General features: G+C 59.5%; 11 protein-coding genes and 1 pseudogene. 10 read left to right on the top strand and 2 right to left on the bottom strand.

Going from position 1 to position 13,746, the window contains the following annotated elements; translation table 11 throughout:
* The first annotated feature begins 197 nt into the window (after window positions 1-197).
* The 6 genes and pseudogenes from HMPREF2980_RS07540 to HMPREF2980_RS09750 form a co-directional block, all read left to right on the top strand.
* Window positions 198-1,109, top strand: coding sequence for an oxygen-dependent tRNA uridine(34) hydroxylase TrhO (locus HMPREF2980_RS07540; RefSeq protein ID WP_005504694.1), 912 nt, complete (start codon window positions 198-200; stop codon window positions 1,107-1,109).
* Window positions 1,109-1,606 carry a GyrI-like domain-containing protein gene (locus tag HMPREF2980_RS07535; protein ID WP_049338580.1) on the top strand — a complete coding sequence of 166 codons (498 nt, stop codon included), beginning with the start codon at window positions 1,109-1,111 and terminating at the stop codon, window positions 1,604-1,606. The genes HMPREF2980_RS07540 and HMPREF2980_RS07535 overlap by 1 nt, the downstream gene beginning before the upstream one ends.
* A 260-nt stretch (window positions 1,607-1,866) precedes the next feature.
* Window positions 1,867-2,970, top strand: a complete 1,104-nt coding sequence (locus HMPREF2980_RS07530) for an LLM class flavin-dependent oxidoreductase (protein ID WP_141755951.1) — start codon at window positions 1,867-1,869, stop codon at window positions 2,968-2,970.
* A gap of 231 nt (window positions 2,971-3,201) precedes the next feature.
* On the top strand, window positions 3,202-3,561 hold the full coding sequence (locus HMPREF2980_RS07525) for a Cd(II)/Pb(II)-sensing metalloregulatory transcriptional regulator CmtR (protein ID WP_070691111.1): 360 nt from the start codon (window positions 3,202-3,204) through the stop codon (window positions 3,559-3,561).
* A complete protein-coding gene (locus tag HMPREF2980_RS07520; protein WP_049327488.1) occupies window positions 3,558-4,208 on the top strand; it encodes a cation diffusion facilitator family transporter in 651 nt (216 codons plus the stop codon). The genes HMPREF2980_RS07525 and HMPREF2980_RS07520 overlap by 4 nt, the downstream gene beginning before the upstream one ends.
* A 37-nt stretch (window positions 4,209-4,245) precedes the next feature.
* A pseudogene (locus HMPREF2980_RS09750) lies at window positions 4,246-4,332 on the top strand (luciferase); the annotation flags it as partial.
* 241 nt (window positions 4,333-4,573) lie between these two features.
* On the opposite strand, the gene HMPREF2980_RS07510 reads toward HMPREF2980_RS09750, so the two are convergent.
* Both HMPREF2980_RS07510 and HMPREF2980_RS07505 read right to left on the bottom strand, forming a co-directional pair.
* On the bottom strand, window positions 4,574-5,092 hold the full coding sequence (locus tag HMPREF2980_RS07510; protein WP_049347141.1) for a pyrimidine dimer DNA glycosylase/endonuclease V: 519 nt from the start codon (window positions 5,090-5,092) through the stop codon (window positions 4,574-4,576).
* Window positions 5,093-5,096: 4 nt separating this feature from the next.
* Window positions 5,097-6,848: a DUF7059 domain-containing protein gene (locus HMPREF2980_RS07505; RefSeq protein ID WP_246823704.1), complete on the bottom strand. Its 1,752-nt coding sequence runs from the start codon at window positions 6,846-6,848 to the stop codon at window positions 5,097-5,099.
* 186 nt (window positions 6,849-7,034) lie between these two features.
* Between HMPREF2980_RS07505 and HMPREF2980_RS07500 the strand changes: the two genes are divergently transcribed.
* The 4 genes from HMPREF2980_RS07500 to HMPREF2980_RS07485 all read left to right on the top strand — a co-directional run bounded on the left by HMPREF2980_RS07500 (window position 7,035) and on the right by HMPREF2980_RS07485 (window position 13,490).
* Window positions 7,035-7,493: a pyridoxamine 5'-phosphate oxidase family protein gene (locus HMPREF2980_RS07500; protein ID WP_070691105.1), complete on the top strand. Its 459-nt coding sequence runs from the start codon at window positions 7,035-7,037 to the stop codon at window positions 7,491-7,493.
* 246 nt (window positions 7,494-7,739) lie between these two features.
* A complete protein-coding gene (topA, locus tag HMPREF2980_RS07495) occupies window positions 7,740-10,541 on the top strand; it encodes a type I DNA topoisomerase (RefSeq protein ID WP_070691102.1) in 2,802 nt (933 codons plus the stop codon).
* A gap of 302 nt (window positions 10,542-10,843) precedes the next feature.
* Entirely contained in the window at window positions 10,844-11,815 is a 972-nt protein-coding gene (locus tag HMPREF2980_RS07490) for a Ppx/GppA family phosphatase (RefSeq protein WP_070691099.1), read from the top strand.
* Window positions 11,816-11,948: 133 nt separating this feature from the next.
* Window positions 11,949-13,490, top strand: a complete 1,542-nt coding sequence (locus HMPREF2980_RS07485) for a hypothetical protein (RefSeq protein ID WP_070691096.1) — start codon at window positions 11,949-11,951, stop codon at window positions 13,488-13,490.
* Window positions 13,491-13,746: the final 256 nt, after the last annotated feature.

Below are 13,746 nucleotides of genomic sequence, written 5' to 3'. Positions count from 1 at the left end.
TAAAACCTGGTCTTCCGCCGGTCGTATGCCGCGCTCAAACCGCGCCCCGAACCTTCGCTGGCATACGCTCCGAACCCGCCCCGAACCTTCGCTTGCACACGCCCCCAGTACCGCCCCAGCCCCGCCGACCCCGTAGTCAGTGCGCACATATCAAAAAATCTGCATGCTTTAGGCGTATATGACGATAAAATAGTTTCGTGGCTCAAAATAAGATTATTCTGTATTACCAGTTCGCCCCCATCGCCGACCCGCAGGCGGTCATGCTCTGGCAGCGTGCCCTCTGTGAGAAGCTCGGCCTGCGCGGGCGCATCCTGATTTCCAAGCACGGCATTAACGGCACCCTCGGCGGCGAGATTAACGCGGTCAAGGCGTACACCAAGGAAACCCGCAAGTACCCCGGCTTCAAGAACATGGAGTTCAAGTGGTCCGAGGGTGGCGCGGAGGACTTCCCCCGCCTGTCCGTGAAGGCTCGCGACGAGATTGTGGCTTTCGGTGCTCCCGACGAGCTGCAGGTGGACGAGAACGGCGTCGTTGGCGGCGGCGTGCACCTGAAGCCTGAAGAGGTCAACAAGCTCGTTGAAGAGCGTGGCGACGAAGTGGTCTTCTTCGATGGCCGTAACGCGTTCGAGGCGAAGATCGGCAAGTTCAAGAACGCTATCGTTCCCGACGTGCGCACCACCCACGACTTCATCCGCGAGATCGAGTCCGGCAAGTACGACCACATCAAGGACAAGCCGGTCGTCACCTACTGCACCGGCGGTATCCGCTGCGAGATTCTCTCCGCGCTCATGAAGAACCGCGGCTTCAAGGAGATCTACCAGATCGACGGCGGCATCGTGCGCTACGGCGAGAAGTACGGAGACAAGGAACTCTGGGAAGGCTCGCTCTACGTCTTCGACAAGCGCATGCACATGGAGTTCACCCCGGACACCGTCACCATCGGCAAGTGCGAACAGTGCGGCGCCCCCTCGAACAAGTTCGAGAACTGCTCCAACGATTCCTGCCGCGAGCTGGTTCTGCTCTGCCCCGAGTGCGCAGCTGATGACGCGAAGCGCCACTGCGTGCCCGAGTGCTCGGTGGACCGCGAAGCAGCTGAGGCGAACGCCTAATGGCAGCCGCTAAGGGCGGCGCGGTTCAGATCTCTGAACCTCGCATTGAGGAGCACCCGGCGATGGTCGTTGCCGGCGTTTCGCAGGTGTTCCCCCTGGACGGCGACTTCTCCTCGCTGTGGGATGAGCTGAATCAGAAGGCATCCCCGGCGATGCTGGATGTTCTGAACGTGACCCAGTACCTGGGCGTGTGCACTCAGCCGAACCCGAAGGGTCAGGTCCGCTACACGGCGGGTTTCCTGGTGTCGGAGCCGGCGAGCGCGGCGAAGCTTGGTCTGGGTGTGTTGGAGTTGCCTGCGAGCACTTATGCGGTGGTTGAGGTGACCGGCCCGATTTCGGAGTCCATTCCGGCTGGCTTTGCGAGCTTTGAGGAAGCGTTCTTCGCGAAGAATCCGCAGTACCGCCCCGTGGGTGGCCTTGAGGTGTACGGTCGCGGCGATATGCAGGCGGCTGATTACCGTATGGAGCTGTGGGTTCCGCTGGCGAAGCGTTCCTAGGGCAGTTTGTTTCTGTCGTTTTAGTTGCAGTTTTGGCTGTCAAATAGAAGGGCCCGGTGGCGCGATGCGTTCGTGCCGCCGGGCTTTTCTGTGCCCTTTTTGGGGTTGGCGGGGGTGAACGTGCGGCGAAAATGGGGGAGTAGTGCTCTGTGTGTAATACCCCGAAACAAAATACTTGACATGTAAAGTATTTGGGTTTAGATTTAAACCACCAGCCCGGCACTACACGAACCCGAGCGCAACTCGCTAAGGAAAAAACCATGAGCATCCCCACTAACCCCGGCACTCCGCAATTCGATCCGCAGCTCGACGAATCCATCCGCATCAGCCACCTCGAACCCATGCGCGGCGACGAGAAGAAGCTTGGCTTCCTCTCCTTCGGCCACTGGGCTGAGGTCCCCGGCTCCCGCGTGCCCTCCGCCGCCGAATCTCTGCACCAGGCAATCGATCTTGCCGTAGGTGCCGAAGACATCGGACTGGACGGCGCGTTCTTCCGCGTGCACCACTTCGACCAGCAGCAGGCAACCCCCTACCCGCTACTCTCCGCAATTGCCGCCAAGACCGAACGCATCGAGCTCGGCACCGGCGTGATTGACATGCGCTACGAAAACCCGCTCTACATGGCAGAACTTGCCGCCATGGCAGACCTCATTGCGGCGGGTCGACTGCAGCTTGGTGTCTCCCGCGGCTCGCCCGAATCCGTTATCCGCGGCTTTGAGAGCTTCGGCTACTACCCGGCAGAAGGTGAAAACGAGAGCGATATGGCGCGCCGCCACCTCGACATTTTCCTCAAGGCAATCGAGGGTGAGGGGATGGTGCCCAGCGCTCGCGTGGCGGGCAAGTATGCCCCCGTCCAGCCGCAGTCGCCGGGTCTGCGCGAGCGCATCTGGTGGGGTGCAGGCACCGATAGCACCGCCGTGTGGACCGCACAGAAGGGCCTGAACCTCATGTCTTCAACCCTGATGCTGGAAGATAAGGGTATTCCGTTCGATCAGCAGCAGGCGCAGCAGATTCGCCTCTTCCGCTCCGAGTGGGTGAAGGCGGGTAATTCGGGTGTTCCGCGTGTTTCGGTGTCCCGTTCGGTGCTGCCCGTTATCGACGAAACCTCGGCACGCTACTTCGGTCGCCGCGCGGCGGAGGACTCGCAGGATTATACCGGCATTATCGACAACAGCTTCTCCCGCTTTGGTCGTAGCTACATTGGTGATCCGGCGGATCTTGCCGAAGAGCTCGCCCGTGACGAGGCGGTCCAGACGGCAGACACCGTGCTGCTGACCATCCCGAACCAGCTGGGTGTGGACTTCAACCTGAAGATGCTTGAGGCAATCGTGAAGGAGATCAAGCCCGCGCTGACCACTATGTAAAGCCCCTGAGGTGAAGACTCCGCAGAACCTTCTGGGCCAGCAGGGTGTCGCGCGGATGCTGCTGTTGCGTACCGCGTACCGCGTGCCGCCAGCGTGCCGCCGTCGCTTCCGTGATGGGCGATGGTCGCTGATGAGCGCGAACTCTGCCGCCTCCCGAGGGCAAGGGCGCGGAGCGCGTGCGGCAGCCCGCACAAGTGGACAATTGGTCAGTTATTACTGTATAGTCATCGTATGCTGACTATTGCTTCACACCTCGACGTCATGAACCGGCTCGGCCGCGCCATGGCCGACCCGACACGTTCCCGGATTCTGATGACCCTCCTCGGCGGCCCGAGCTATCCAGCCGTGCTCTCGCGCGAGCTGGAGCTGACCCGCTCGAACGTGTCCAACCACCTGACCTGCCTGCGCGATTGCGGAATCGTCGTCGCCGAGCCCGAGGGCCGCCAGACGCGCTACGAGATCGCCGACCCGCACCTCGCCGCGGCACTGACGTCCCTAATCGACGTCACGCTCGCGGTGGACGAGACCGCGCCGTGCATCGACCCGGAATGCTCGGTGTCGGGCTGCTGTGGAACGGCGGCGGGAGCATGAGCGAGACCCTGACCACCGCACGCCGCGCGATGCTGCACCGGCGCGTCCGCTTCATCGTCGGCTTCACAATCACGTACAACGTAATCGAGGCAATCGTCGCAGTCTGGGCAGGCGTCCTCGCCTCGTCCGCGGCGCTCATTGGCTTCGGGCTCGACTCGGTTGTCGAGGTACTCTCGGCCGCGGCCGTCACCTGGCAGTTCACCCGCAAGGACCCTGAGCGGTGGGAAACGGTCACCGTCAAGGCCATCGGCATCGCGTTCTTCGCGCTGGCGGCCTACGTCTCGATTGACGCGGTGCTGGCCCTGGTCGGCCAGGAGGGCCCCGACCACAGCCCGCTGGGTCTCGGTATCACCGCGCTGAGCCTGGTCGTCATGCCTCTGCTGGCGTGGATTGAGGTCCGCACCGGGCGGGAGCTGGGCTCCAAGAGCGTGATGGCCGACGCCAAGCAGCTCATCCTGTGCATCTACCTCTCCGGTGCAGTGTTCATCGGCCTCGTCCTCGACAGCCTGTTCGGCTGGTGGTGGGCTGACTCGGTCGCGGCGCTGGTCGTGGCGGTGCTCGCGGTGCGCGAAGGCCTGGAGGCCTGGCGCGGCGACGTCGAGTCACCGTTCGAAGTGCTAGAGGACCTCGAAGACGAGGACGACTGACCCGTCCCCGACGATGAAGAGCCAGTGCTGCAACCCAGACATGCGCTACGAAAACCCGCTCTACATGGCTGAACTTGCCGCCATGGCCGATCTCATTGCGGCGGGTCGACTGCAGCTGGGCGTGGACTTCAACCTGAAGATGCTCGACGCCATCGTGAAGGAAATCAAGCCCGCGCTGACGACCAAGTAAAGACGCTGGCCACCAGGTAAAGACCGCGTGCCAAGCTGTTCTCGGCGCTCTATGACGCGTTGCGATGCTTGTTTCCATACAGCTTGAGCCGTACATACAGCAATGCCCCGGCAGGCACCCGCAAGGGTTACCGCCGGGGCATTACTATGCTCAGAAGTTCTAGAAGTCCCTCTGCCTAGAAGTCCTTCGTCTTTTCCCAGGGCTCAATAGTGCCCGGAACCACCTCAAACAGCGGATGCGCGCACGCCGCCAACTTGCCGCGCGCCGCGAGGCGCTCGCTCAACTGGTGCTCCCACTCGGGGTCACGCCCCGCCACCTTGTGCTGCAGGAAGGCGAGCTCGTACTCCAGCTGACCGAGAGGAACGGGAATACGCGCAACCGAAGCGTACGGGCTTTCCGCCTTGTCTGCGCTGTTATTACCGGCGCCGTGTTCACTTGTACTATCTTCGCCCGCATCAATCAGAGCACGGTTGAAAGAGTAGCCGCGGGCATCCGCCTCATCCGCCAGCCCGGACAGGTAGGCGGCAACCGCCTCCAACGGCTGCGGATGCGCGCGAAAACGAATCAGCTGCGGATGGTTCGTGTACCCGCGCGTCAGACCCCGCAGCACCTTCTGTGCCAGCAGTGTTTCACGCCAGCAGGCGACCAGGGCGCGGCGATCGAGCAGGGAAGGGTGAAGGGACCAAATACGCACGCTTTTAGCTCTGCTCTTCAGCAGTGTTTTCGCCAGCTGATTCTGCGCCCGCGTGCTCGTCGCTAAAGTGCAGGAAGCTCTTGAGCACCAGCTCGCGTACCGCATGCAGCAGGGTGTCGCGCGGATGCTGCTCCTGCGTACCGCGTGCCGCGGTGGCAGCCTCGTCGTACTCGGGCCAGGACAGCAGCATGGCAAGAGCCGCCACAATCTGACCCACGGCAAGCTCACCATCGCTCGCCGACGCAAAGCCCGCCGTCTCGGTGGAAAGCAACTGGGTGCGGCACAGACCCGAACCGGCACGCAGCAAAATCACGCTGGGATGTTCGGCGCCGGGGCGGCCGTGGCGTTCCTCGGTGACGTCCTCGGCGACCTCCAGGTGCGCGGCGAGGAGTGCCTCATCGTCCATGGCGGCGAGGCGGTCGTAGCGGCGCACAGACTCGGTGAGGGCGCGGGCGATGGGCTGCTGAATCGGGTAGGTGATCTCCTCGAAACGCTGCAGGGGCTCGGTCACGCCTGCCGCGGTCGCCTCGGTCGGGCGGCGCAGCCAAATCATGCCGAAACCAATAGAATGAACGTTCCGGGAAGCGAAGTCGTTCAGGTACGCCACATAGGTCTGCTCGTAGTGGCTGCGGTCGCGGTTCTCGCTCGCATCCTTCAACCAGGTTTCCGCGTAGGAGGCGGGGCTCAGCGCCTCACGCTGAATAAACCACGCCTCCGCGCCGCCGTCGGCAACCCAGGCGCGCGGGCGCTCATCCCACGGACGCGGTGCTTCCGGGTCCTCAGAGTCGCGAATAATCTCCCAGTTACCCAGCATCTGCGCGCGACCGCCGGGCACCAGCACCGACGGCAGCTGACGCACCATTGTGCTCACAATTTCGTCACCGGGCAGGCCGCCGTCACGGTAGGTGAACTGTTCCTCGGCACTCTCACCGGCAACGCGCGGGGTAATCACGAATGGCGGGTTTGACACCACCAGGTCGAAAAGCTCACCGGCGACCGGCTCCAGCAAAGAACCCATGCGCAGGCTCACGCGCGACTGCGGGTTCTGCGGGTCAATATTGAGTGCCTGCGCGTTCAGCAGCAGGTTAAAACGGGTGAACGCCAGGGCACGCTCCGAAATATCGGTGGCGGTCACGTGCTCGGCGTGGGCGAGCAGGTGGAAGGTCTGAATACCGCAACCGGTGCCCACATCCAGGGCACGCTTGACGGGGGTGCGCTCGATAATCTGCGCCAGAGTCAGGGAGGCGTGACCAATACCGAGCACGTGATCCTTACGGAGCACGCCGGGGCGCTGATGTGCACCCAGGTCGGCGGCAACAAAGATTTCGGTGCCGTCATCGGCGGCGTGCGGGCGCAGGTCAACGCTCGCGGACCAGCGGGCAGAATCGGCAGCGTCGCGCTCAATCAGCGCGGCATTCTCGAAGTCGACCAGGGTATCTGCAAAAACCTCGGCTGCCTCAGCCTCGGTGAGCGGGCGAGCCAGCAGGAAAAACGCCAGCAGACGCGCCAGGTTCTTCTCCTCCACGCTGTAATCGCCGCGCAGAATGTGCTCCACACGCCACAGACCCGGAACCACCTGGTCACGAGCCATCGCCTCAGCCGCCTCAACACCCAGCAGCTCCTGCACAGCGTCATAGCTGTAGTTCAACGCCAGCAGGCGTTCACGGATGCGGGTCAGGCGGGCGTAATCATCGCTACGGGGAGCATCCGCAACAGCGGCGTACTCGGGGGCGAAAGTGGCGGCAGAAATAGTCATGCACACCATTCTACGCACCCGCCGCAACCGACCGCCCGAGTCAGGTGCGTTGGGAACACCGCACGGACTAGCGGGGAAGAATCCCTAACTTCATGAGCTCCGACCCACCCACTGGCCAAAGACCCACCCACTGACCAAAACCGTCATCTGCGCAAGAGCGCCCACCCCATCGCATACACTGAAACCATGAGTAACCTGTACCCCGATGAAAGTATCAGCGTCGACAAGTGCTGGGAGCGTCTGCACGCAAACACTCTCGGCCGCCTCATCCTCACTGACGGACAGCACGTCGATGTGCTGCCCGTGCTCTACGCCGTCGCCAGCCAAGACGACAAGCAGGAAATCTACATCCGCACCACCCGCGGCAACAAGTTCTCCTCCGTGGTGGTCAGCCGCCGCGTCGCCTTCGAAATCGACGAAACCCTCGAAGACGGCATCCGCTCCGTCATCGTGGTCGGTATCGCCCACTGGCTACCGCCGGAAATGACCCCGCAGATTGTGCGCACCTTCGACCTGCCCGACTCCGAAACCCACGAAATGCAGTGGGTGCGCATCGTGCCGCAGACCGTGTACGGTCGCGAATACCCGCTGCTGCCCGCATACCTGGACGGCACCCAGCCCGACTCGGACACCCTCACCAGCTAGAAGCATCGGTTAGTGGGTGCCGTGCGGCGCGCCCCAGCACCCGCCCCCCATGTACCCCGTGCACACACCACCTCCTCGGTACCGTATGATGTACCGAGTACCCTGCGCACTCGTGCAGACTCAACAAAAATACTCACCCCCACCGACCGTCGCACCCGCGTACACCACAACCAGTCGGCGCCCACAAGCGCCAGCGTAGGTTATGGTTGAATACGTAGCTTTTCAACACACAGATAGAGGAGTGCCGTGCCCGCTCAGGCAAAGAACGGAAAAGCCCTGCTGATTGTGGAGTCTCCCTCCAAGGTCAAAACCATCAGCAGCTACCTCGGCGAGGACTACCTTGTCGACTCGTCCATGGGCCATATCCGCGACCTTCCGCAGCCCTCCGAACTGCCCGAAAACCTCAAGAAGAGCCCCGTCGGCAAGTTCGCTGTCAACGTTGAAGAGAACTTCGAACCCTACTACGTGGTCAACCCCGACAAGAAGAAAAAGGTCGCCGAACTCAAGCGCAAGCTCAAAGAAGTAGACGCGCTCTACCTGGCAACCGATGGTGACCGCGAAGGTGAAGCCATCGCATGGCACCTGAAGGAAGTCCTCAAGCCCAAGGTACCCGTCTACCGCATGACCTTCCCCGAAATCACCCGGGAAGCCATTCAGCGTGCCTTCGGCGAACTGCGCGACATCGACCTGCACCTGGTCGACGCGCAGGAAACCCGCCGCATCCTCGACCGAATCTACGGTTACGAAATTTCCCCCGTGCTCTGGCGCAAGGTCGGCCGCGGCCTCTCCGCAGGTCGCGTGCAGTCCGTCGCAACCCGCCTCGTGGTCGAGCGCGAACGCGAACGCATGGCATTCGTCGCCGCCAACTACTGGGACCTGTCCGGACGCTTCCTGACCGCTGCCTCCGAAGGCTTCGACGCCAAGCTGGTCGCCGTGGACGGTCAGCGTATCGCCACTGGCAAGGACTTCGCCGACGACGGCACCCTCAACTCTTCCAAGGTCACCCACCTGAACGAGGAAGCCGCCCGTGCGCTCGCCGCAGCCCTGCAGTCCGCCGCGTTCTCGGTTCGTTCCGTTGAGACCAAGCCGTACAAGCGCCGCCCGGCAGCGCCGTTCACCACCTCCACCCTGCAGCAGGAAGCCGCACGTAAGCTGCGTTTCTCCTCCCGCGTGACCATGCAGGTGGCGCAGCGCCTCTACGAGAACGGTTACATCACCTACATGCGTACCGACTCGGTGGCGCTGAGCGAGCAGGCTATCTCTGCCGCACGCCGCCAGGCATCCGAGCTGTACGGCGCCGAGTTCGTGCCCTCCGCACCGCGCGTGTACACCTCCAAGAGCAAGAACGCGCAGGAAGCACACGAAGCAATCCGCCCCGCGGGTGACACCTTCCGCACCCCGGACGCTGTGCGCGGCGCCCTGTCCAACGACGAGTTCCGCCTCTACGAGCTGATCTGGAAGCGTACCGTCGCCTCCCAGATGGCTGACGCGACCGGTTCCACCGCCTCCGTACGCCTGGGCGCCGTGGCATCTAACGGCCAGGACGCCGAGTTCGCAGCATCCGGTACCGTCATCACCTTCCGCGGCTTCCTCGCCGCCTACGAAGAGGGCGTTGACGCATCCCGCGTAGCTGAGCGTGAGGCGAAGGACGCTGAGAAGCGCCTGCCGAACCTGACCACCGGTGAGGCGCTGACCGCCGAGGCGATTGAGCCCGCCGGCCACGAGACCCTGCCGCCCCCGCGCTACACCGAGGCGTCCCTCGTGAAGACCCTGGACGAGCTGGGCATTGGCCGCCCGTCCACCTACGCGGCGGTTATTTCGACCATCATGGACCGCGGATACGTGAACGTTCGTTCTGGTTCGCTGATCCCGTCCTGGATCGCGTTCTCCGTGGTGCGCCTGCTCGAATCCAGCTTCGGCCCCTACGTGAACTACGAGTTCACCGCGCAGATGGAAGAAGACCTCGACCGCATCGCACGCGGCGAAGAATCCCGCGTCGAATGGCTGGGCGAGTTCTACTTCGGCGGCGGCTCCAAGCGCGGCCTGAAGCCCATCGTGGACAACCTCGGCGAGATTGACGCCCGCAGCATCAACTCCATCCCGATTGCGGACGGCATTGTGCTGCGCGTGGGCAAGTTCGGCCCCTACCTGGAAGCCGAAGGCACCCTCGACACCGAGACCGGCGAACTGACCGAACCGATCCGCGCGAACGTACCCGCCGACCTGGCACCGGACGAACTGACCGAAGCGAAGGCACGCGAACTGCTCGAACAGGGCAAGTCCGACGGTCGCGTGCTCGGCGTGGACCCGGTCTCCGGCAACCAGATCGTGGCACGCGACGGCCGCTACGGCCCCTACGTCACCGAAGTCATCGAAGAGATGACCGAGGAGCAGATTCAGGCGTACCTGGACGCCCAGCCGACCGAGTACTACAAGAACGGCAAGCCCAAGCCGAAGAAGAAGCCGAAGCCCGAGAAGCCGCGCACCGCGTCCCTGTTCAAGTCCATGGACCTGGCGACCGTGACCCTCGAGCAGGCGCTGCAGCTGATGAGCCTGCCGCGCGTGCTCGGTACCGACGCTGAGGGCGTGGAGATTACCGTGCAGAACGGCCGCTTTGGCCCGTACCTGAAGAAGGGCACGGACTCCCGCTCGATTGGTAGCGAGGACGAGATTTTCACGATTACGCTGGAGCAGGCACTGGAGATTTACTCCCAGCCGAAGCAGCGCGGTCGTGCGGCGGCTAAGCCTCCGCTGGCTGAGCTGGGCGTGGACCCGGTCAGCGAGAAGAAGATCGTGGTGAAGGACGGCCGCTTTGGCCCGTACATCACCGACGGTATTACGAACATTACGGTTCCGCGTGCGGAGTCGGTCGAGTCGCTGACCCATGAGCGTGCGGTGCAGCTGCTTGCTGACAAGCGCGCGAAGGGCCCGGTCAAGCGTAAGACCGCCGCGAAGAAGACCACCACGGCTAAGAAGACTACTGCTAAGAAGACGACCGCAAAGTCTACTACCGCGAAGAAGACGACCACTCGTAAGACCGCCGAGTAGCTCTTCTACCTGAAGGCGCAGGATGCGTCCCGAACCCCTTAGCGGGGTGGGGCGCCTCCTGCGCCTTTTGCGTGCTCGGGTTTTTGCGTGTCCGGGGAACGTTTGTGCTCGGGATGTTCGGCGCGTTCGGCACGATTTTGTGCCCGCGCTGTGTTTCTTAGGCTTGCGCTGTGCTGATGTTGGGCATCCGCCCGGATTGTTTGCGGAGTGAGCCGCGCCTCTGACAGACTGGAAGAGGCGCCGCACCTGCGGTACCGCACACAGACAATATCCCGCCGCGGGGCGGGGGAGGGGAGCGCATCGTGCGCCTGGGAGTTCTGGATGTCGGGTCGAATACGGTCCACCTGCTACTGATTGACGGCAGCCCTGGAGCGCGCCCCGAACCGTACGCGTCGCATAAGATTCCGCTGCAGCTCGTGCAGTACCTCGACGCTGAGGGCAATATTTCGCAGGAGGGTGCGGACGCGCTGACCCGCTTCGTGACCAGCGCCCGCGACTTCGCGATTGAGAATGAGGCGGAGGACCTGCTGGCGTTTTCTACGAGCGCTATCCGTGAGGCGGGTAATGGTGCGGCGGTGCTGCATCAGGTGCGTGAGCAGACCGGCGTGAGCCTGAACGGTATTTCGGGTGATCAGGAGGCGGCGATTACGTACTTTGCGGTGCGCCGCTGGCAGGGCTGGGGTGCGGGCCGCATCCTTGATTTTGATATTGGTGGCGGCTCGTTTGAGTTTTCGACGGGTACGAATGCGTTGCCGGATGCGGCGATGAGCGTGCCGTTGGGTGCGGGCCGTCTGACGCGTGAGTTTTTTGATGAGCAGCCGCCGAGCCCGAAGCAGGTGAAGCGTCTGCGTAAGTATGTGCGTGAGCAGATCGCCCCGGTGGCGGAGAATCTGTTGCGTTATGGTGCGCCGGATATGACGGTGGGTACGTCGAAGACGTTCCGTTCGTTGGCGCGTATTTGTGGTGCGGCGCCGTATTCGGCGGGCCCGCATGTGAAGCGTGAGATGCATTTGCAGGATTTGCGCCTGTGGACTCGTCGTATGGAGGCGATGACGGTGTCTGAGCGTAGCGATTTGCCGGGTGTTTCGAAGGCGCGCGCGGAGCAGATGCTGGCGGGCGCTATCGCTGCGGAGGCGGCGATGGAGGCGTTCGGGGTTGAGACGATGCGCGTGTGCCCGTGGGCGCTGCGTGAGGGCCTGATTCTGAAGCGTATTGAGCACCTGGCGGAGGGTACGGGTACTCCGGTCAACCCGAAGACCCTCCTGGGCGCTTAACGGGTGCGTAACGTGGGCCGAATAGCCGCAAACAAACCCCGCAGGCTGGTGCGTAATGAGCGCCAGCCTGCGGGGTCAACACATATAACGTATATATCCCGCCGACAACGATGTAGGAAAGGAACAATCACCGATGAAAATTCAAGAAGTTATTGACGAGGTTAATGAAGCCTGGGGTGAAGAGCACGAAGAAAAGAAGAAACAAATATATTGGGAGAATATTGTTCGAAAGCCCCTTAAATTATTTAGAAATATTTCTTTTTGCTATATAGTTTTAGGTATTGTATTTTTGGTTATGTATAATACTACGCCTAATGAGGTTAGGCAATTTTTTCTAGATTTTATAAGCTCAATGTTTAATATCCCATATTATCTACTTGATGTGCGCAGTTCAATCATTGCTTCGTTGGCCAGTCTGCTTTTAAGCTTATACATTAGTGTTGGAAAATTTGCTGATAATATTGAAGGTGTTATTGGTGAGGCTCGCCGTGCTGTCTATCGACAATTTGCAAAAATTGTTAGTGGTATTGTTTTCGTAATATTTATAATTAACTTTTGGTATGGGCTGCTTGCTGGGTATTTTCAAGGCTCATCTAATGCACCTTCGATATTGGGGGCTTGGAGTGTGGGGCCAGGGTGGGGTAGGCTTATCGTCCCAGAGTACATTAACCTTTCCAGGTATGGTGAAATTCCTCAATGGGTATTGTTGTTTTTTGCATGGTTTACATTATCCTCATCTCTAATGCTTACATATAACGAGAAAAGTATATTAATTAAAAATTCACTTTTTCTCAATAGGTTGAAGAGTGTCGATACGACAGGAAAATCGACATATGGGGATGAGTATGAAATAGCAAGATATGAATTTGAATATGGAGACCCGAAAAAGAGTTGTGAAACAACTGATGAATTGAAACCGTCCGATGGCTTGAAATGTGGTAAAGATGAAGTGGTTTATTACTCCAGTATCTTAAAGTTTGGGGAGCGGTATTCCAATTTTTCCGTCAATGTAAGTATTCTATCATACATTTTAAATATACATTTTTTGAAGGTTTTCGTTCCCTGGGCTATAGTATGTATTTTGTCCTTGATATTTTTGGGGCAGGATGGAATTGAGTTTAGTATTACTTTGACTGTGTTCTACTCTCTATATTGGTTTATGGTTGTGGGGAATAGTTATAGCCTTATATCAGAAATATATAAATTAAATGTTCTATACCTGAAGCGAGGGTACCGTAGGGCCTTTGAATATATCTCATTTTATTCGGCAGTATGGGCGAATAGGGTGATTGCATTTATGGCCGCCTTTGCTTCCCTTATGGTATTGGTTGATAGGTATGTTAGGGAAATATCAGATTTAATTAATGGACTCGATTTGTCAGATGAGATTTCTATGGCGGTGTTTATCGTTGGGATTCTAATTGTTACTTTGATTGTGACCTGCGTTTCCGTTATTATTGTGGAAAAATCTGTACGTGGGTCTCTGAGGGATATTATTAAAAGAAAGTCTGGACCAATCCTGGCAAACAACTTTAAGTTTTCTACCTTGGTATGTAGGGAAAGGGAGAAAATTGACTTTATAATGGTTGCCTACATTTATTATTTGATGTGGGTTGCAAGCGATATATATTCCAAATATAAGTCTGAGTTGGGAGAGGGGAAATCCGAGATTTAATCAAAATGTGTTGTATAATTTTAGAAATTGCAGGCGATTGAGTTTTAATTTTATAAACCTTTGTGTTGAAAGTAAGTTTATTTTTTTTTAGATATCCTTCAATGCCTCAAATGTTGAATCTGAGAAGCCACATGTGTTTCGAACAGCCACCATTATCGTAGCTTCTGGAAACACATGTGGCTTCTCGCTATGGGGCAGCTGTAACCCTCGCAGAATTTGTGTCATGGTTTAGTGTCTTCGACCATGGTTTTTAACT

The organism is Rothia sp. HMSC076D04, assembly GCF_001814645.1.
Lineage (GTDB): Bacteria > Actinomycetota > Actinomycetes > Actinomycetales > Micrococcaceae > Rothia > Rothia mucilaginosa.
Note: the sequence above shows the minus strand (reverse complement) of the source record. Positions and strands in the feature narration are given on the sequence as shown.

Excerpts from the sequence above, each read along its gene's own strand:
- HMPREF2980_RS07535 (WP_049338580.1), top strand. The coding sequence starts at position 1,109 with ATGGCAGCCGCTAAGGGCGGCGCGGTTCAGATCTCTGAACCTCGCATT.
- HMPREF2980_RS07530 (WP_141755951.1), top strand. The coding sequence starts at position 1,867 with ATGAGCATCCCCACTAACCCCGGCACTCCGCAATTCGATCCGCAGCTC.
- HMPREF2980_RS07525 (WP_070691111.1), top strand. The coding sequence starts at position 3,202 with ATGCTGACTATTGCTTCACACCTCGACGTCATGAACCGGCTCGGCCGC.
- HMPREF2980_RS07520 (WP_049327488.1), top strand. The coding sequence starts at position 3,558 with ATGAGCGAGACCCTGACCACCGCACGCCGCGCGATGCTGCACCGGCGC.
- HMPREF2980_RS07505 (WP_246823704.1), bottom strand. The coding sequence starts at position 6,848 with ATGACTATTTCTGCCGCCACTTTCGCCCCCGAGTACGCCGCTGTTGCG.
- HMPREF2980_RS07500 (WP_070691105.1), top strand. The coding sequence starts at position 7,035 with ATGAGTAACCTGTACCCCGATGAAAGTATCAGCGTCGACAAGTGCTGG.
- HMPREF2980_RS07485 (WP_070691096.1), top strand. The coding sequence starts at position 11,949 with ATGAAAATTCAAGAAGTTATTGACGAGGTTAATGAAGCCTGGGGTGAA.